The sequence below is a fragment of the Vibrio sp. 10N.261.54.E10 genome, assembly GCF_002877735.2.
Taxonomy (GTDB): Bacteria; Pseudomonadota; Gammaproteobacteria; order Enterobacterales; family Vibrionaceae; genus Vibrio; species Vibrio crassostreae_C.
The window spans coordinates 307215-324709 of sequence record NZ_MCXE02000003.1 but is presented as its reverse complement, the minus strand read 5'-3'; the positions used below and the strand labels follow the sequence as shown (position 1 = coordinate 324709).

13 protein-coding genes, 1 tRNA gene and 2 rRNA genes are annotated in these 17495 nt (G+C 46.0%); 11 read left to right on the top strand and 5 right to left on the bottom strand.

Annotation, left to right across the window (positions count from 1 at the left end):
• The first annotated feature begins 123 nt into the window (after positions 1–123).
• The 4 genes from BCU07_RS20385 to BCU07_RS20370 all read left to right on the top strand — a co-directional run bounded on the left by BCU07_RS20385 (position 124) and on the right by BCU07_RS20370 (position 4607).
• A 23S ribosomal RNA gene (locus BCU07_RS20385) occupies positions 124–3017 on the top strand.
• Positions 3018–3154: 137 nt separating this feature from the next.
• A 5S ribosomal RNA gene (gene rrf / locus BCU07_RS20380) occupies positions 3155–3270 on the top strand.
• Positions 3271–3348: 78 nt separating this feature from the next.
• Positions 3349–3425 (top strand) — tRNA-Asp (locus BCU07_RS20375).
• A 146-nt stretch (positions 3426–3571) separates the two neighbouring features.
• Positions 3572–4607 (top strand): IS630 family transposase gene (locus tag BCU07_RS20370; RefSeq protein WP_413286181.1). Its coding sequence is split into 2 segments (ribosomal slippage): positions 3572–4030 and positions 4032–4607, totalling 1035 coding nucleotides; the frame shifts between segments, so codons are not numbered across the junction.
• Positions 4608–5323: 716 nt separating this feature from the next.
• Here the strand turns inward: BCU07_RS20370 and BCU07_RS20365 are convergent.
• The 4 genes from BCU07_RS20365 to hemC are packed head-to-tail and all read right to left on the bottom strand — an operon-like array spanning position 5324 to position 9420.
• Positions 5324–6505: a heme biosynthesis protein HemY gene (locus BCU07_RS20365; RefSeq protein ID WP_017061005.1), complete on the bottom strand. Its 1182-nt coding sequence runs from the start codon at positions 6503–6505 to the stop codon at positions 5324–5326.
• Entirely contained in the window at positions 6505–7731 is a 1227-nt protein-coding gene (locus BCU07_RS20360) for a uroporphyrinogen-III C-methyltransferase (protein WP_017061006.1), read from the bottom strand. Before BCU07_RS20360 ends, BCU07_RS20365 begins: the two co-directional genes overlap by 1 nt.
• 19 nt (positions 7732–7750) lie before the next feature.
• Positions 7751–8479, bottom strand: a complete 729-nt coding sequence (locus BCU07_RS20355; RefSeq protein ID WP_017061007.1) for a uroporphyrinogen-III synthase — start codon at positions 8477–8479, stop codon at positions 7751–7753.
• 2 nt (positions 8480–8481) lie between these two features.
• The gene (gene hemC, locus BCU07_RS20350; protein ID WP_017061008.1) at positions 8482–9420 is read right to left on the bottom strand and encodes a hydroxymethylbilane synthase; all 939 of its coding nucleotides are present in this window, start codon (positions 9418–9420) and stop codon (positions 8482–8484) included.
• Positions 9421–9764: 344 nt separating this feature from the next.
• Here hemC and BCU07_RS20345 point away from each other — a divergent pair, with 344 nt between their 5' ends.
• Entirely contained in the window at positions 9765–12293 is a 2529-nt protein-coding gene (locus BCU07_RS20345; RefSeq protein ID WP_017066755.1) for a class I adenylate cyclase, read from the top strand.
• 71 nt (positions 12294–12364) lie between these two features.
• Here the strand turns inward: BCU07_RS20345 and cyaY are convergent, their stop codons facing one another.
• Complete coding sequence (gene cyaY, locus BCU07_RS20340) at positions 12365–12679, bottom strand: iron donor protein CyaY (protein ID WP_017061010.1); 315 nt, start codon at positions 12677–12679, stop codon at positions 12365–12367.
• A 75-nt stretch (positions 12680–12754) separates the two neighbouring features.
• Between cyaY and lptM the strand changes: the two genes are divergently transcribed.
• Genes lptM through yigB form a run of 6 tightly spaced genes read left to right on the top strand, consistent with a single transcriptional unit; the run spans position 12755 to position 17385 of the window.
• Positions 12755–12871, top strand: a complete 117-nt coding sequence (gene lptM, locus BCU07_RS20335) for an LPS translocon maturation chaperone LptM (RefSeq protein ID WP_017063757.1) — start codon at positions 12755–12757, stop codon at positions 12869–12871.
• A gap of 42 nt (positions 12872–12913) precedes the next feature.
• Complete coding sequence (gene lysA / locus BCU07_RS20330; protein ID WP_017066756.1) at positions 12914–14167, top strand: diaminopimelate decarboxylase; 1254 nt, start codon at positions 12914–12916, stop codon at positions 14165–14167.
• A gap of 11 nt (positions 14168–14178) precedes the next feature.
• Positions 14179–15009, top strand: coding sequence for a diaminopimelate epimerase (gene dapF / locus BCU07_RS20325; protein ID WP_017061013.1), 831 nt, complete (start codon positions 14179–14181; stop codon positions 15007–15009).
• Positions 15010–15053: 44 nt separating this feature from the next.
• A complete protein-coding gene (locus tag BCU07_RS20320) occupies positions 15054–15752 on the top strand; it encodes a DUF484 family protein (protein WP_017061014.1) in 699 nt (232 codons plus the stop codon).
• Positions 15721–16653 carry a tyrosine recombinase XerC gene (gene xerC, locus BCU07_RS20315; protein ID WP_017061015.1) on the top strand — a complete coding sequence of 311 codons (933 nt, stop codon included), beginning with the start codon at positions 15721–15723 and terminating at the stop codon, positions 16651–16653. The genes BCU07_RS20320 and xerC overlap by 32 nt, the downstream gene beginning before the upstream one ends.
• A 15-nt stretch (positions 16654–16668) precedes the next feature.
• Positions 16669–17385 (top strand): 5-amino-6-(5-phospho-D-ribitylamino)uracil phosphatase YigB, encoded by a 717-nt coding sequence (gene yigB / locus BCU07_RS20310; RefSeq protein ID WP_017068593.1) that lies wholly within the window; start codon positions 16669–16671, stop codon positions 17383–17385.
• Positions 17386–17495 lie beyond the last annotated feature (110 nt).

Sequence of the window (17495 nt, the reverse complement as noted above, 5' to 3'; positions counted from 1 at the left end):
TTCGATTCAAACTTGTTTGAATCACAATTGAGTCCGGCAAACAGTCATTGAGAATTAACCCTTCTTGATGACAACCAAAAACCTTGGTTAGTTGCCATACGCTAAGACCCTTTCGGGTTGTATGGTTAAGTGACTAAGCGTACACGGTGGATGCCTTGGCAGTCAGAGGCGATGAAAGGCGTAATAACTTGCGATAAGCCCAGATTAGGTAGTAATAACCTTTTGAGTCTGGGATTCCTGAATGGGGAAACCCACTTACATAAGTAAGTATCCTGTTGTGAATACATAGCAACAGGAGGCAAACCGGGGGAACTGAAACATCTAAGTACCCCGAGGAAGAGAAATCAACCGAGATTCCGAAAGTAGCGGCGAGCGAAATTGGATTAGCCCTTAAGCTTTTAATGAGACAGATGAAGGCTCTGGAAAGTGCCGCAATAAAGGGTGATAGCCCCGTAATCGACATCTCATCATCAGTGAAAACGAGTAGGGCGGGACACGTGATATCCTGTCTGAATATGGGGGGACCATCCTCCAAGGCTAAATACTACTGACTGACCGATAGTGAACCAGTACCGTGAGGGAAAGGCGAAAAGAACCCCTGTGAGGGGAGTGAAATAGAACCTGAAACCGTGTACGTACAAGCAGTAGGAGCACCTTCGTGGTGTGACTGCGTACCTTTTGTATAATGGGTCAGCGACTTAATTTTAGTAGCAAGGTTAACCGTTTAGGGGAGCCGTAGGGAAACCGAGTCTTAACTGGGCGTACAGTTGCTAGGATTAGACCCGAAACCAGGTGATCTAGCCATGGGCAGGTTGAAGGTTGAGTAACATCAACTGGAGGACCGAACCGACTAATGTTGAAAAATTAGCGGATGACTTGTGGCTAGGGGTGAAAGGCCAATCAAACCTGGAGATAGCTGGTTCTCCCCGAAAGCTATTTAGGTAGCGCCTCGGACGAATACTACTGGGGGTAGAGCACTGTTAAGGCTAGGGGGTCATCCCGACTTACCAACCCTTTGCAAACTCCGAATACCAGTAAGTACTATCCGGGAGACACACGGCGGGTGCTAACGTCCGTCGTGGAGAGGGAAACAACCCAGACCGCCAGCTAAGGTCCCAAAGTATAGCTAAGTGGGAAACGATGTGGGAAGGCTCAGACAGCCAGGATGTTGGCTTAGAAGCAGCCATCATTTAAAGAAAGCGTAATAGCTCACTGGTCGAGTCGGCCTGCGCGGAAGATGTAACGGGGCTAAGCTATACACCGAAGCTGCGGCTACGTATCTTAGGATATGTGGGGTAGGGGAGCGTTCTGTAAGCCGTTGAAGGTGGTCTGTAAGGGCTGCTGGAGGTATCAGAAGTGCGAATGCTGACATGAGTAACGATAAAGGGAGTGAAAAACTCCCTCGCCGGAAGACCAAGGGTTCCTGTCCAACGTTAATCGGGGCAGGGTAAGTCGACTCCTAAGGCGAGGCCGAAAGGCGTAGTCGATGGGAAACAGGTTAATATTCCTGTACTTCTTACAATTGCGATGGGGGGACGGAGAAGGCTAGGTGGGCCTGGCGACGGTTGTCCAGGTTCAAGTATGTAGGCGGGTGGTTTAGGTAAATCCGGACCGCTATTAACGCTGAGATACGATGTCGAGCTACTACGGTAGTGAAGTCATTGATGCCATGCTTCCAGGAAAAGCCTCTAAGCTTCAGATTGTAAGGAATCGTACCCCAAACCGACACAGGTGGTCGGGTAGAGAATACCAAGGCGCTTGAGAGAACTCGGGTGAAGGAACTAGGCAAAATGGTACCGTAACTTCGGGAGAAGGTACGCTCTTATCAGTGAAGTCCCTTGCGGATGGAGCAGACGAGAGTCGCAGATACCAGGTGGCTGCAACTGTTTATTAAAAACACAGCACTGTGCAAAATCGTAAGATGACGTATACGGTGTGACGCCTGCCCGGTGCCGGAAGGTTAATTGATGGGGTTAGACTTCGGTCGAAGCTCTTGATCGAAGCCCCGGTAAACGGCGGCCGTAACTATAACGGTCCTAAGGTAGCGAAATTCCTTGTCGGGTAAGTTCCGACCTGCACGAATGGCGTAATGATGGCCACGCTGTCTCCACCCGAGACTCAGTGAAATTGAAATCGCTGTGAAGATGCAGTGTACCCGCGGCTAGACGGAAAGACCCCGTGAACCTTTACTACAGCTTGGCACTGAACATTGAACCTACATGTGTAGGATAGGTGGGAGACTATGAAACCGCGTCGCTAGATGTGGTGGAGTCGTCCTTGAAATACCACCCTTGTAGTTTTGATGTTCTAACGTTGGCCCCTGAATCGGGGTTACGGACAGTGCCTGGTGGGTAGTTTGACTGGGGCGGTCTCCTCCCAAAGAGTAACGGAGGAGCACGAAGGTGGGCTAAACACGGTTGGACATCGTGTGGTTAGTGCAATGGCATAAGCCCGCTTGACTGCGAGAATGACAATTCGAGCAGGTGCGAAAGCAGGTCATAGTGATCCGGTGGTTCTGAATGGAAGGGCCATCGCTCAACGGATAAAAGGTACTCCGGGGATAACAGGCTGATACCGCCCAAGAGTTCATATCGACGGCGGTGTTTGGCACCTCGATGTCGGCTCATCACATCCTGGGGCTGAAGTCGGTCCCAAGGGTATGGCTGTTCGCCATTTAAAGTGGTACGCGAGCTGGGTTTAGAACGTCGTGAGACAGTTCGGTCCCTATCTGCCGTGGGCGTTGGAAAATTGAAAGGGGCTGCTCCTAGTACGAGAGGACCGGAGTGGACGAACCTCTGGTGTTCGGGTTGTCATGCCAATGGCATTGCCCGGTAGCTAAGTTCGGAATCGATAACCGCTGAAAGCATCTAAGCGGGAAGCGAGCCTTGAGATGAGTTTTCCCTGGCACTATAAGTGTCCTAAAGGGTTGTCGTAGACTACGACGTTGATAGGCAGGGTGTGTAAGTGCTGCGAGGCATTGAGCTAACCTGTACTAATTGCCCGTGAGGCTTAACCATACAACACCCAAGGGGTTTTGTGGACTTAAAGAAAGACCAGACCTTGAATGAGTTTGAAGAGATAGACTTTTAAATCAGTTTTCCAGATTATTTTGCCTTCAGTTTTTAAAAAAAGCTGAAAGTAAAAGCAAAATTTGCTTGGCGACCATAGCATTGTGGACCCACCTGATTCCATGCCGAACTCAGAAGTGAAACACAATAGCGCCGATGGTAGTGTGGGGCTTCCCCATGTGAGAGTAGGACATCGCCAGGCTTTAAATTTATTTTCACTTTTTTAAAAGTGAAGACAAAAAGTTTGAACACTTGTCAGCGACGACAAGTATTCCACTGCGGAGTGGTAGTTCAGTTGGTTAGAATACCGGCCTGTCACGCCGGGGGTCGCGGGTTCGAGTCCCGTCCACTCCGCCACTTATTAGAGAAGCCCTGCTAGCAATAGCAGGGCTTTTTTACATTTGAAGAAAAGTGTTTGTTGTTAGGTTTTATGAGTGCTGTAATACCAATTAAAGTAAAAATGTGATCTAATTAAGATTGATGAATTATTGTGAAATTTAGCCATGGATAGCCTTAATAACACTGACTTCAAAAAGCTTGCGAGCCAGCAAAAAACCATTCAGATGAAGATGCGTTTACTTGCGCTCGCACACTTTAAAGACGGCCTCTCTCGTACACAAATTGCAAAATCTCTCAAAGTCAGTCGAACCAGTGTCAATAAATGGATTCGGATTTTTTTTGAAGAAGGCCTAGAAGGACTTCAAGAAAAACCTCGGACTGGTAGGCCTGCATACCTCACCGATGAGCAGCGGGCTCAACTCAGTGCCTTCATAAAAAAAGAAGCTGAATCACCTTCTGGTGGCCGCCTTGTTGGAAGCGATATACATGACTACATCGTTAAACACTTTGACAAGCACTACCACCCTAATTCCATCTATTATCTCCTCGACCACATGGGTTTTTCTTGGATAACTTCTCGTTCCAAACACCCTAAACAATCACAGCAAATACAGGACGATTTTAAAAAAATTCCAAATCGAAACGATCCTTAAGATCCCCGGCCATATTGGGCTAGAGGGTGTTGATGTCTGGTTTCAAGACGAAGCTAGGTTTGGTCAGCAGAACACAACAACACGTCTTTGGGCTACTCGTGGAACGAGACCTCGCGTAGTAAAACAGCAGCAATTTGAATACGCTTATTTGTTTGGCTCAGTGTGCCCCTCGAGAGGGATTGGTGAGGCAATGGTCGTCCCTTGGGTTAACAAAGACATCATGATAAACCATCTAGAGCAGATATCTAAAGTCACAGAAAAAGACCGTCATTCAGTGGTAATAATGGATGGCGCAGGATGGCATACCGATGATATTGCTAACCCATTTGATAATGTCAGTATTATCAAATTGCCGCCATACTCACCAGAGCTTAACCCTATAGAGCAAGTGTGGAGTTGGTTAAGGCAACACTATCTAGCAAACCAAAACTTCATTGATTATAACGATATTGTTTCGAAGGTCTGTAGCGCTTGGAATGGATTTCTTGAGTGCAAAGATCGCGTCACAAAAATGTGTACAAGAGATTGGATTGACCTGATCAGTTAATTTTCCGGATTGGTATGAGTCTTATTATTCGTCTCAGAGTTTGTAGAGGCGCTTTACGTTGATCACGAGCTCTGATATTCCGACACTTATTATTAAGCTCTGCTCTCTCTAGCAGCGCTTGATTACGTAAGTTTATACTTGTGGCTATTGGTTCGTTGATTAACTTTTCCTGAGCGTCTTGAGAGCTCTATCTCCTACTAATTTGAACTGGCTGATAAAGATGCCTCGTTTCTAATAACAAGGTTTTGTTGGTCGGTAACTCTTGCTATCTCCCTCTACTTAATAGATTAATCTACAGGCAGTTACGTGAACTCCCCGGTTATAACGGTTTATAGTTGGAACGTTGATGGCTATTTAATTGTTAATTCAACGTGACTTTAAGTGGGCATCTGTCTGCGGGTAAATATCTTTAAGCGCCTTCTCTCAAGCTGATCTCCATTTGTTCTTGAACTTCAAGGTATCACTTTTCTCTATGACTCCTCTCGAACCTCTTATAAGGACTTGTTTATAAGAATGGTAAAACTACGTACAGACACAACTAAAGTCGTTCTCCGTGTGTTTGAGAAGCCCAGTTGAGCAATTTCATGGTTAGTTGGTATTGGGCAGGTAAGTGTTTGATGAGCTTGGTTTATAGCTATTGTAGAAGTTATCTAGGGTTAAATAGCAGATACAAAAAAGCCGATGCTAGACATCGGCTTAGTTTGAGTCGCTTAGAGTTAAGCGGGTTGAACTAGAGCGAGCGCTTTACGAGAAACCTCGTGAGCTGCTTTCGTTAAGTTTTGCTTCTCTAGTGCGTCAGATAGGTATCCGTAATCTGAAACATTTGAGCGAAGTGCTAGGGCTTTTTCGAAGTGGCTTTGTGCTTCCGCCCACTTCTGCTCTCTTAAGTAGAACTGAGCCAGCGCGCTGTGTGCTTCGGCATTACCACTGTCTTTACTAATTGCACGTTCTAGCATGACCACTACTGGGTGGTGATCGGATAAGTTCAGCTCTGGAAGCAACATGTAGAGTTCATTTGACCCACTCTTTGCAATGTTCTCTTTGATCACAGTGAAGGCTTCTGAGTCAGCTTTGCGAGCGATAAGTTGCTTCACAAAGCAGGATACAAGGTGCGAACTTTGTTTCTGTTTTCTTGAAAGCTTGTTCCAATGGCTGATTAAACCTTCGCTACCTTGCTGTTGTGCCACATCATGAAGTAGCCCACATTGTGCTTTCTGTTCTAATTCACGTTGCTCATCAGCTGTTAGAAGTTTGTTCTTAACTAATTTAGGAGTTAACTCTAGCAATGGCTGCCATAACTTCAGTTGCAAGTAAGTGGCTTTTAACAGGCCAAGTACAGCAGTGTTATTAGGGTATGTGCCTTTTAGGGTCGAAAGTGTATCGAATGCAGCTTCGTAGTTTGACTCGCTGATTTGCTGTTTAGCTTTAGTTAGCTCAACCGCTAGTAGAGAGTCGTCCTGTTGGCTAGCAAGCTCGATGTACTTATCTCGCTCACTTGTATTACCTTGTTCGTGTGCCGCTTGAGAAGCGACTAAATAACAAAGTAGAGGCATGTCGTGATGGTTAGCCCAACGTGTTACCTTCTTCTCAGCGCCTTTCCAGTCACCTTCAAGCAGCTTGATGATGCCTTCATTGGTATAACGACGAGAGCGTTTCAATTTACGAACACTGAACCAATTCCAAGTTGTCGAGCTCGCGTACATAAGCTTTTTAAATAGGTACTCTAAGCCGAATAGAGCCGCTAGAAGAGCGATGACGAAGATAACCAGTGTTGTCACGCTCATCTCAATGGTCTTATTCGCAATTGAGATCAGAACGTAGCCTTGTTGACCAGAGAACTGAGTACCAACAATTAACCCAGCACCTAGAACGAGAAAAAGAAAAATCCAACGAATCATTATTTTTCCTCCGTGGTCATAACGGTGACTTCACGACGTAGGCGCTCACGTATCACATCTGACAACTCATTTTGAGACTCAAGCTTTACAGGGTATTTCACAGAGATGTTCTGTTCACTTAGCTGTTTAATCGCTTTCTCAAATTCAATCACTGAGTTGTTATCTTGATTTAGATAAGCTTTCGACCACTCGCTAGCGGTATTAAGAGCTGCGCTATAGAGTTCACCTTGTTCTTTGTAGACGGCGCGAATCGCGGTTTCTAATTTACCTTTGATGTTTTCACGCAGGTAGAAGTGCTGTTCTGGTGATAGTAGAGGGATAACTTCGCCATCACGACTGCGGAATGTGATGAAGTTTTCTGAGAAGTCTTTCATCGACGTCATCAGGTTGTTCTGCCAATCATTAATATCTTGCGATACCGCTTTTTTCTCAACAACCGCAGCTTCCGGAAGAATCGCATTGGCAAGCGGCAGTGTATCGACTTGCTGTTGCAAGCTTGTGATACGCAGAACTAAGCCGTCACGGTCGATCAGAGGAATAGTGCGAAGCTTGGTAATGTCATTGGTCATTGATTGACGCAGTGACACTAAGCTCGGGTCATTCAGTGCTGCGATACGTTGATCGGCGCTTTCCATTAACTTGGTTGCGCTAACGGCATCATGCTCGAGGAACAGTTTACGTCCTGCTAGTTTCACAAGGTAATCGGCTTCGGCAAGTAACCAGTCATTCGGGCGGCGACCTTTCACGTCAGCCACTGCTAACTGCAGGCTTTGAATGCTCTTCTGCTGTTGAGATTGCACGACCTGAGTTTTCTCCACCGCGTGTGAGGCTTCTTGGATAGTCTCTTGCTTGATGGTTTGTAGGTCTTTATTTACCGCAGATTGGGTATTTTGAAGTTGTGCTTGAAGAGCGGCTATTTGAGCCGAGTATTCAGCGCTCTTTTGCTGCATTTGAAATGCGATACCGCCACTGAAGATAATTGAAATAGCGATCGCAATAGCGCCTAGTTTGACACCGCGCTTACCTTGCTTTTCTGCTTTCTCTATTTGCTCTTTATGCTCAGCTTGAGGCTGCTCATTTTTAGCGGTATTTGAAGCAGAGGCATCAAGCTTCTGTTCAGGTTGTTTTGTCTCTGTAGAGTCAGCTTTTTCGTTTTCAACAACTACTGGCTGAGTATCTTGTTTCTTTTCAGGTTCAATATGCTCATTATTTTTTTTGCTTGTCATGCTTATTTCCTGTTTCTAGCTAGGGCCGGAGAGCAGCCAGTAATATTTGGTTCGTAGCACTGTGAGTATTGGTCACATTCGAGAAGCCGAGTTGTTGTGCTCGTTCTACAATGCGCTGGCTTGGGACAAATAGATGTCTTGTTGAAAGCCAAGCCAAATACTCATCAGGGGTAATTGAGCAGAGATACTCCAATTGTTCCTGACTAGTGATGACAACTTTGGACGTTTTTTTGTTTATCCATGTTTGATAGGTATTGTGGTCGCTAATAGGAATATATTCTCTACGGTAGGTCTCACAATAAGAGACTTGTGCACCTCGATTGAGTAGAGAATCCCTAATGAGCTCACGCCCACCATTGCCACGTAGTATCAAAATGGACTTATTTTCTACGCCATTAAGTTCAGTAAGTTTAAGAAGATGTTCACTATCACTAACTTGAGGATAGTTTACTTTTTGTTTACAGACTTTGCTTAAAACGTGCGCAGTTTTTTGACCAACGCCAAGATAAAGCGGCGAAGTAGGCCAAATGGATGAGGTTTTTGAAAGGATGCTTTGGGCAGCCGCCACGGCGTGGTGACTGACTGCAATAATGATATCGCTGTTATTAAGCTGGGTGCTTAAATCCGCAGAGTTGGGATTATCCACGATACGAATCAGCGGATGATGGATTGCTTGAACCCCTTCATCCGCTAGTTGTTGGCAAAGCGATTGTCCCTCTGAACCGGGACGAGTCACCAACACTGTCATGATTATTCTTGGTCAACGTAGAGCTTGGTTAAGATTTCTCTCGCGCCATCATCCAGCAATTGATTTGCCAGAGTCACGCCAAGTGCTTCTGCATCTTTGCGAGGGCCAGAGATCTCACCACGAACCATCTTAGAACCGTCCGGTTCACCAACTAATGCACGTAGCCAGATGTTTTCGCCATCTAATAATGAGTAGCTGCCGATAGGAACCTGACAGCCACCTTCTAGGGTAAGGTTCATTGCACGTTCGCACAGTACACGATCAGCCGTGTCTTTATGATTCAGTGGTTCAAGGAGTTTAATCAGACGCTCGTCATCAAGGCGACACTCAATACCAACAGCGCCTTGGCCAACAGCAGGGAGAGACTGCTCTGGTTCGATGAAGCTACGAATACGCTCTTCTAGCTCTAGACGTTTAAGACCTGCAGCAGCCAGTACGATCGCATCGTATTGACCATCATCGAGTTTACCTAGACGAGTACCAACGTTGCCGCGCAGCTCTTTGATGATCAGATCTGGGCGGTATTCTAACAGTTGGCATTGGCGACGCAGACTGCACGTACCCACGACAGCACCTTGTGGGAGTTCGTCGATGTTGTTGTAAGTGTTTGATACGAAAGCGTCACGCGGATCTTCGCGCTCACAAATTGTTACCAGACCTAGACCTTCAGGGAAGTCGACAGGTACATCTTTCATTGAGTGAACCGCTAGGTCAGCACGACCTTCTAGCATGGCTACTTCAAGTTCTTTAACGAACAGTCCTTTACCACCCACTTTAGCAAGCGGAGTGTCTAGGATGATGTCACCTTTGGTCACCATAGTTACCAACTCAACCTCTAAACCAGGGTGAGCAGCTTGCAGTGCATCCCTTACAAAGTATGCCTGCCAAAGGGCAAGAGGGCTTTTTCTGGTCGCGATACGGATTGGTGCTGAATTTGTCATGGTGTTTCCGATATAGGTTCTGTAATAGCCTAATCCTACCATTATGAGGCGAGAATTCTTACTGTTTGATCATTCCATACTTTGATAGCTGAGAGATTTTCATGAGTTCACCAAAATAGTGTGATTAGTATCTCATTTGAAACATGGGCTATTATTAGAAATAGTCAATAAAGAGGACACTACGGCGCCGTGAGTTTAACTTTCTGTCATCAAGGAATTGACCAGTATGACGGGTTCCTTTGCTTTACCATTAAGGGTAAAAGTGTTAAATTGATCACGTTTTGTTGCTCCTTTCGTTCAGTAACTAAACAGAACTGCACTTAACCTCAAACCAAGGACTTACCTTGCAGGCTTACACTCAAACTTTGATTCAACGATTAGACAATCTAAATCAGCAGCGCATTGATCGTGCGTTGGCGTTGATGAATGTGCAAGGCCAGCGAGTATTCAACCTTATTCCCGCACTGCTTCACTTCAATCACCCGATGATGCCTGGTTATTATGACCAACAAGTTCCTTTTGGAATTCGTAGCTTCACGCTTAATGAATTCCAAAAGCAATTTGTCTCTGATACCGAATTAACGCTGGGTGGCAAACTCACCGAGACGGATGAACCAGCAATCCTTGGCTTGTACACCATGGGTAGTACTTCTTCTATTGGTCAAAGCACTTCAAGTGATCTTGATATCTGGGTGTGTGTTTCCCCGGATATGGATGGCGCCTCTCGCGATAGCCTAACCAACAAGTGTCTCTTGATTACCGATTGGGCTGAAACCTTGGGAGTAGAAGCGAACTTCTTCTTGATGGATGAAGAGCGTTTCCGTTCGAACCATTCAGAAGAGATGACCGGCGATAACTGTGGTTCTTCACAGCACTTATTATTGCTTGATGAGTTTTATCGCTCTGCGGTTCGTTTGGCTGGTCAGCGTTTGTTGTGGCAAATCATTCCGCCAGAAATGGAAGAGTGTTACGACGAGTATGTTCAAGGTTTGTGTCAGGATGGCTATCTTGATTGCTCGCAGTGGATCGATTTCGGCAAGCTGAATCGCATTCCCGCTGAAGAGTACTTTGGTTCAAACCTGTGGCAGCTCTATAAGAGTATCGACTCACCGTATAAATCGGTTTTGAAGGCGATCCTGTTAGAAGCCTATTCATGGGAATACCCAAACACCCAACTGCTGAGTATTGATACCAAGCGTCGCTTCTTCGCGGATGAACCGGATCTGTATGGCATGGATAGTTACTATCTGATGCTTGAGAAGGTAACGCGCTACCTAGAGCGTATTAACGACCATACTCGATTGGACTTGGTGAGGCGCTGTTTTTATCTTAAGACCCACGAGAAGTTGTCACGAGATGCGGGCATTGGCTCCGTTGCGTGGCGTCGTGAAGCCTTAACCGAGATGACTAAATCTTGGAATTGGGGACATGAAACCATTGCTGAGCTCGATAACCGCCGTAACTGGAAGGTTGAGCAGGTTAAAGTGGTGCACCATGCACTGCTTGATGCCTTGATGCTGAGCTATCGTAATCTGATTCAATTTGCGCGTCGTAACGACATCACTTCGGCAATCAGTCCACAAGATATCAGCATCTTGGCACGTAAGCTTTACGCTGCGTTTGAGGTATTGCCAGGTAAAGTGACACTGCTGAACCCACAAATCTCTCCGGATCTGCATGAACCCGACTTGAGCTTCATCGAAGTTCGTCAGGGTCAGTCGAATAAAGCAGGTTGGTACTTGTATAAGCAGCCACTGGTTGCACACCGCATTCTTGGTCAGCCTTCTCTAGAGCACCATGAGTACTTGAGTAAGTTGGTAGCATGGTCGTTTTTTAATGGCTTGATTACCGAGTCGACACGTTTGCACTCTGTGGTACGTGACGCTCACATCGATATCGATAAGTTCTATCAAATGGTGAGCGACCTGCGTAATACGTTTTCTTTGCGTAAGCGTCGCCCAAGTATGCAAGCACTGGCGAGCCCGTGTGAGATAAGCCAGCTAGCGATGTTCATCAACTTTGAAAATGACCCGACGTCTGAATTAAGTGGTCGTGCATTAAAAGTGGACCTCAAGAACGCCGATATCTTCAGCTTTGGTGAGGAAGGTAAGAGCTTAGTCGGCAGTGTCGACTTAGTTTATCGTAACTCTTGGCATGAAGTACGTACGCTGCATTTCCAAGGTGATACGGCAATGCTGGATGCGCTGAAGACGGTGCTTGGCAAAATGCACCAAGATGCTTTACCGCCAGAATCGGTTGATGTGTTCTGTTACAGCAAAAACCTGCGTGGTGTGATGCGTAACATGGTGTATCAACTGCTTGCTGAGTGTATCGATTTACGATTGAAACCGATTGAACCCGAGAAGCGCCGCCGCTTTAAGGCTATTCGTTTAGCTAATAAGATGTTTGGTCTGTTCTTCGAACGTCGTGGTGTGTCGGTACAGATGTTGGAAAACTCGGTCGATTTCTACCGTAGCATCTCAACCAATAAGCTCAAAGGCTCACCTTTACTGATGCTCGATAAAGAGCAAGAGTATCAGCTACCAGAAGTGGTGGATGGTTTTGCGAGTGAGGGCTTGATTCAGTTCTTTTTCGAAGATACCGACAAAGGCTTCAATATTTATGTATTGGACGAGTCGAACCAAGTTGAGGTCTACCACCAGTACAGCGGTGAAAAAGATGAGATGATCGCGAGCGTGAATTCTTTCTACACATCGGTAAAAGATGAGTCGAAGATGTCGTCTAAGTTGATTAACTTTAACCTACCTCAGTACTACCAAATCGTTCATCCTGAAGAAGGCAATTCTTACGTTGTGCCTTATCGTAACGATGCAACTTTAGCTTCTCGGAGCTCAAAGATAGTCAACATCTAGTCTTACTAAGCCCGATTGATATTGAAAAAGGAGTGATTGATTCACTCCTTTTTAGTTTTGCTTACAAATGATTAGACCCAATCGATCGCTTCACCTGCGTGCTTCACGCATTCTTCTTTAACCATCTCAAACAGCTCCATGCCCGTCTTTGAACATGTCCACTTGTCGTCAACTAGCTTGAAGTGAAAGCCACCAGATTTAGACGCTAACCAGATTTCTTTCATTGGTTCTTGGCGGTTAATGATGATTTGGCTGCGGTTCTCAAACTCCAGCGTCATCACGTTACCAGTCACTTCGTAATCAATATCTGCCTCTGATTCATCGATAGCTTCTTCGATGTTTTGCATCTGTATATCGACCAGCTGATGAAATTCAGTCTCGTTCATCCTTTCTATCCTATTGCTTTTCCTGAGTGTGGTGCGATTATAGGGGGCATTGAGTTAATAATCACGATATGCAAAATGAAAAAATTAATTGCTGCTCTATTTATGATGTCCGTTATTGGACTTTCTGGTTGTGGTCAAACGGGTCCTTTGTACGATCCTGATGAAGTTCAGCAAACCGAACAATCACAATAAGTGAAAACACGCAGAAATCGTTATTTATAAGGGATAAGAACTTTGGATTACTTCAACTATCAGGAAGATGGCCAGCTTTGGGCTGAGGACGTCGCACTTTCACAACTAGCAGAGCAATATGGTACACCGCTGTATGTATATTCTCGTGCAACATTAGAACGCCACTGGAATGCGTTTGATTCATCGGTTGGTGAGCATCCGCACTTGGTGTGTTATGCCGTTAAAGCTAACTCAAACCTTGGCGTGTTGAATACTTTGGCTCGTTTGGGCTCTGGCTTCGATATCGTTTCTGGCGGTGAGCTAGAGCGTGTGGTTGCTGCCGGTGGCGATCCAGCAAAAGTTGTATTCTCTGGTGTCGGTAAAACAGCCGCTGAAATGAAGCGTGCGCTTGAGTTGAACATTAAGTGTTTCAACGTAGAGTCTGAACCAGAACTAGAGCGACTGAATAAAGTAGCTGGTGAGCTTGGTGTTAAAGCGCCGATTTCACTGCGTATCAACCCAGACGTTGATGCGAACACTCACCCTTATATCTCTACAGGTCTGCGTGATAACAAGTTTGGTATCGCTTTCGACCGTGCTCCTGCTGTTTATGAGTTTGCAAAAACACTCGATAACTTGTCTATCCATGGTATTGATTGCCACATTGGTTCTCAGTTAACGGATATCGAACCTTTCATCGATGCAACCGATCGCCTACTTGCGCTGATCGACCAGCTACGTGCTAACGGTATCAACATCAAACACCTTGATGTCGGTGGCGGCTTGGGTGTGGTTTATCGTGATGAATTACCACCACAGCCTTCTGACTACGCGAAAGCTTTATTGGCTCGCTTAGACAATCATTCTGATCTAGAGCTGATTTTCGAGCCTGGAAGAGCGATTGCTGCTAACGCTGGTGTATTATTAACGAAAGTCGAGTTCCTCAAGCCAACAGAGCACAAGAACTTTGCCATCATCGATGCAGCAATGAACGATCTAATGCGCCCAGCACTTTACCAAGCTTGGCAGGATATTGTTCCTGTGAGCCCTCGTCAGGGTGAAACTGTGACTTACGATTTGGTTGGCCCAATCTGTGAGACAGGCGATTTCCTAGGTAAAGATCGTGACCTTGTTCTTGAAGAAGGTGATCTGCTAGCAGTTCGTTCAGCGGGTGCTTATGGCTTCGCGATGTCATCTAACTACAACACTCGTTCGCGTGCGGCTGAAGTGATGGTGGATGGCGATAAAACTCACTTGGTTCGTCAGCGTGAAGAGCTTACGAGTCTGTGGGAACTTGAAAACATTCTTCCGGAGTAATTTTAAGCGTTATGCACTTCCACTTTTCTAAAATGCATGGTTTGGGCAATGATTTCATGGTCGTGGACTGCATTACTCAAAATATTTTCTTTTCTCCAGATTTGATCCGTCGCTTGGCGGATCGTCACACTGGCGTGGGCTTTGATCAGCTACTTGTGGTTGAGGCTCCCTATGATCCAGAAACTGATTTCCATTACCGCATATTCAATGCGGATGGCAGTGAAGTGGAGCAGTGTGGCAATGGTGCACGTTGTTTTGCACGATTCGTTCGCATGAAAGGCTTAACGAATAAGTACAGCATCAACGTGAGTACCAAGAAAGGTAAAATGGTTCTCAAGATTGAAGAGAATGACCTGATCACGGTGAACATGGGCATTCCTGAGTTCGAACCCGGCAAGATTCCATTCAAGGCCAAGCAGCCAGAGAAGACGTATATCCTAAGAACGGATGTACACACCTTATTCTGTGGTGCGGTAAGCATGGGTAACCCACATGTGGTTACCGTGGTTGATGACGTCGACACGGCTGATGTGGACACCTTAGGCCCACTACTTGAATCACATGAACGTTTCCCTGAGCGTGTTAATGCTGGCTTTATGCAGGTCGTTAACCGTGAAGAAGTTCGTCTACGTGTTTACGAACGCGGCGCGGGTGAAACTCAGGCATGTGGCAGCGGAGCGTGTGGCGCAGTTGCAGTGGGTATCACTCAAGGCTTACTGGCTGAGAATGTGAAGGTTCGTCTACCAGGCGGTGACTTACACATTAGCTGGCAAGGCCCGGGTAAACCTCTGTTTATGACCGGCCCTGCAACGCATGTGTTTGATGGTCAACTTTCTTGCTAATAACGACCCAAAACAAATATATTCATAAAAATAAAGGATAGGTTTTGTCTTACGTTGAAGCCGACGCACTCACCGCAGAAGTGGTCGCGGAATATTTACGTGATAACCCAGATTTTTTCCAAGACCGAAAAGATTTGGTTGATCGCCTTGCTATCAATAACGTTGAGCAGGGCGCTGTTTCTCTGGTTGAGGTTCAGCTTAAACGCCAACGTCATCGAATCGAAGAGCTTGAAGAAGAGATCACTGGCTTGATGTCGTTGGCAGCAAATAACGATAAAACCTTCTATGAGTTTATGGATCTGCAAGCGCAAGTGCTGAAATGCAGTGACTTCATGCAGGTGATAAAAGCCGTTGAACAAAAAGCGTTAGATCTTGGGCTTAAAGCTCATGTTCGTATTCTTTCGCAATCTGGCTTTTATCAGTTGAGTGCTGAGGGTTACTCTAAGTTTTCGCTTAACCATTTCAATGGCAAAGATGCTTATCTTGGACGCTTGAGAAAAGCCGACAGACACGATTTGTTTGGTGATTATCCAGTTCCAGAGCTAGGCTCTTATGTAGTACTACCGCTTGCTAAGCAGTCTCCATTGGGTTTGCTCGCCTTTTCTAGTGAAGATGGCGGACATTTCCAACCCCATATGGATACGCTCTTTTTACGCCATTTAGCACTTGTTGTCGCTCATTTGGCGGACACCTTACCTTGGCAGATAAATAATGAGCCTAGAGCCCAAAATACCTCTTCCTAACAGCCTTCAAAAGCCACTTTCTCGCTTCTATGAATATCTCCGAAGCGAGAAGGGACTCAGCCTACACACCCAACGTAATTACAAACAACAACTTGAAACCATGGCCGGTCATTTAGTCACTCTAGGGCTAAAGGATTGGGGTCAAGTCGATGCGGCGTGGGTCAGACAACTGGCCAGTAAAGGCATGCGTGAGGGAATGAAAGCGAGCAGCATTGCAACGCGCTTATCGTCACTGCGCAGCTTCTTTGATTTCCTTGTGTTGCGTGGCGAAATGACCGCCAATCCAGCCAAAGGTGTCTCTGCACCTCGCAAACAACGCCCTTTGCCTAAAAACCTCGATGTTGATGAAGTGGGTCAACTGCTTGATGTGAATGAGGACGATCCATTGTCGATTCGTGATCGAGCGATGATGGAGGTGATGTATGGTGCTGGATTACGACTGGCAGAACTGGTCGGCATCAATCTGAAAGATGTGTTGGGTCGACAAGGCGAAATCCGAGTGATTGGTAAAGGCGACAAAGAACGCAAAGCGCCTTTTTCTGGTTTAGCTAAAGAGTGGGTCGATAAATGGCTCAAAGTTCGTGGTGAATTGGCTTCACCGGGTGAAACCGCGCTGTTTGTCTCTAAGCTCGGGACTCGTATCTCTCACCGCAGCGTGCAAAAGCGCATGGAAGAGTGGGGCAAGAAGCAATCTGTCGCGAGCCACATCAGCCCGCATAAACTGCGTCACTCCTTTGCAACGCATGTGCTGGAATCGAGCCAAAATCTTCGTGCTGTGCAAGAGTTGCTTGGCCATGAAAACATCTCGACGACCCAAGTGTATACCCACTTAGATTTCCAACACTTAGCACAAGCTTATGATCAGGCTCACCCGAGAGCTCGTAAGAAGAATAAAGATTAGATTAAAGGGTTTACTATGCGAATTTATCGAGGGTTAAAGCCCATCAAAGCCATGACCTTTGACTTGGATGACACCCTGTATGACAACTGGCCTGTGATCATGAAGGTTGAGAAAGAGATGGCACAGTGGCTTTATCAAAAGCACCCAGTGTCGGCTTCTTTATCGCTTGAAGAGTGGCAGGGCATTAAGCAGCAAGTCGCATCTGAAAACCCAGCTTTGAAACATGATGTCACCGTGTGGCGTGAAACTCAGATTAAGAGTGGTTTGCTGCAATTGGGTTACTCTCTGCAGCAAGCAGAGCAAGCGGCTCGAGAGGGCATTGAGCATGCCTTGTGGTTGCGTAATCAAGTCGATGTCCCTCAAGAAACGCATCGAGTGATGACTGAACTTAGCCAACGTATTCCTCTGGTTGCGATTACCAATGGCAATGTCGATCCACACAAAATTGGCTTAGGGCTGTACTTTCAATTAATCCTTAAAGCCGGCCCTGATGGCAGAGCAAAACCCTATCCAGATATGTTTGAAAAAGCTCAGCAACACCTAGGTTGTGACGCTGAGAATATTCTTCATGTTGGCGATCACCTCAAAACGGATGTCTATGGAGCCAAGCAAAATGGCTTCCAAGCGTGCTGGTTTAATGACACTGGTTCCAATTTATACCGCTCCCCGAAGGCGAGTGTGCTCCCTGATGTTGAAATAGACCAACTTAGCGATCTTATGCGACTAATTTAATGGCTCGGTAAGCTTATTGTGTCGCATTTATGCTATTGAATTGTTACATTAGTCGCCTATAAAAGCCTGATTAGGCTAGGATAATTGGCGACTACTTTTTATCGATTCAT

Bases quoted from the DNA above. Each gene is read 5' to 3' on its own strand.
- hemC (WP_017061008.1), bottom strand. From the start codon at position 9,420: ATGACAAATTCAGCACCAATCCGTATCGCGACCAGAAAAAGCCCTCTT.
- BCU07_RS20360 (WP_017061006.1), bottom strand. From the start codon at position 7,731: ATGACAAGCAAAAAAAATAATGAGCATATTGAACCTGAAAAGAAACAA.
- yigB (WP_017068593.1), top strand. From the start codon at position 16,669: ATGCGAATTTATCGAGGGTTAAAGCCCATCAAAGCCATGACCTTTGAC.
- lptM (WP_017063757.1), top strand. From the start codon at position 12,755: ATGAAAAAATTAATTGCTGCTCTATTTATGATGTCCGTTATTGGACTT.
- BCU07_RS20365 (WP_017061005.1), bottom strand. From the start codon at position 6,505: ATGATTCGTTGGATTTTTCTTTTTCTCGTTCTAGGTGCTGGGTTAATT.
- BCU07_RS20355 (WP_017061007.1), bottom strand. From the start codon at position 8,479: ATGACAGTGTTGGTGACTCGTCCCGGTTCAGAGGGACAATCGCTTTGC.
- xerC (WP_017061015.1), top strand. From the start codon at position 15,721: ATGAGCCTAGAGCCCAAAATACCTCTTCCTAACAGCCTTCAAAAGCCA.
- cyaY (WP_017061010.1), bottom strand. From the start codon at position 12,679: ATGAACGAGACTGAATTTCATCAGCTGGTCGATATACAGATGCAAAAC.
- dapF (WP_017061013.1), top strand. From the start codon at position 14,179: ATGCACTTCCACTTTTCTAAAATGCATGGTTTGGGCAATGATTTCATG.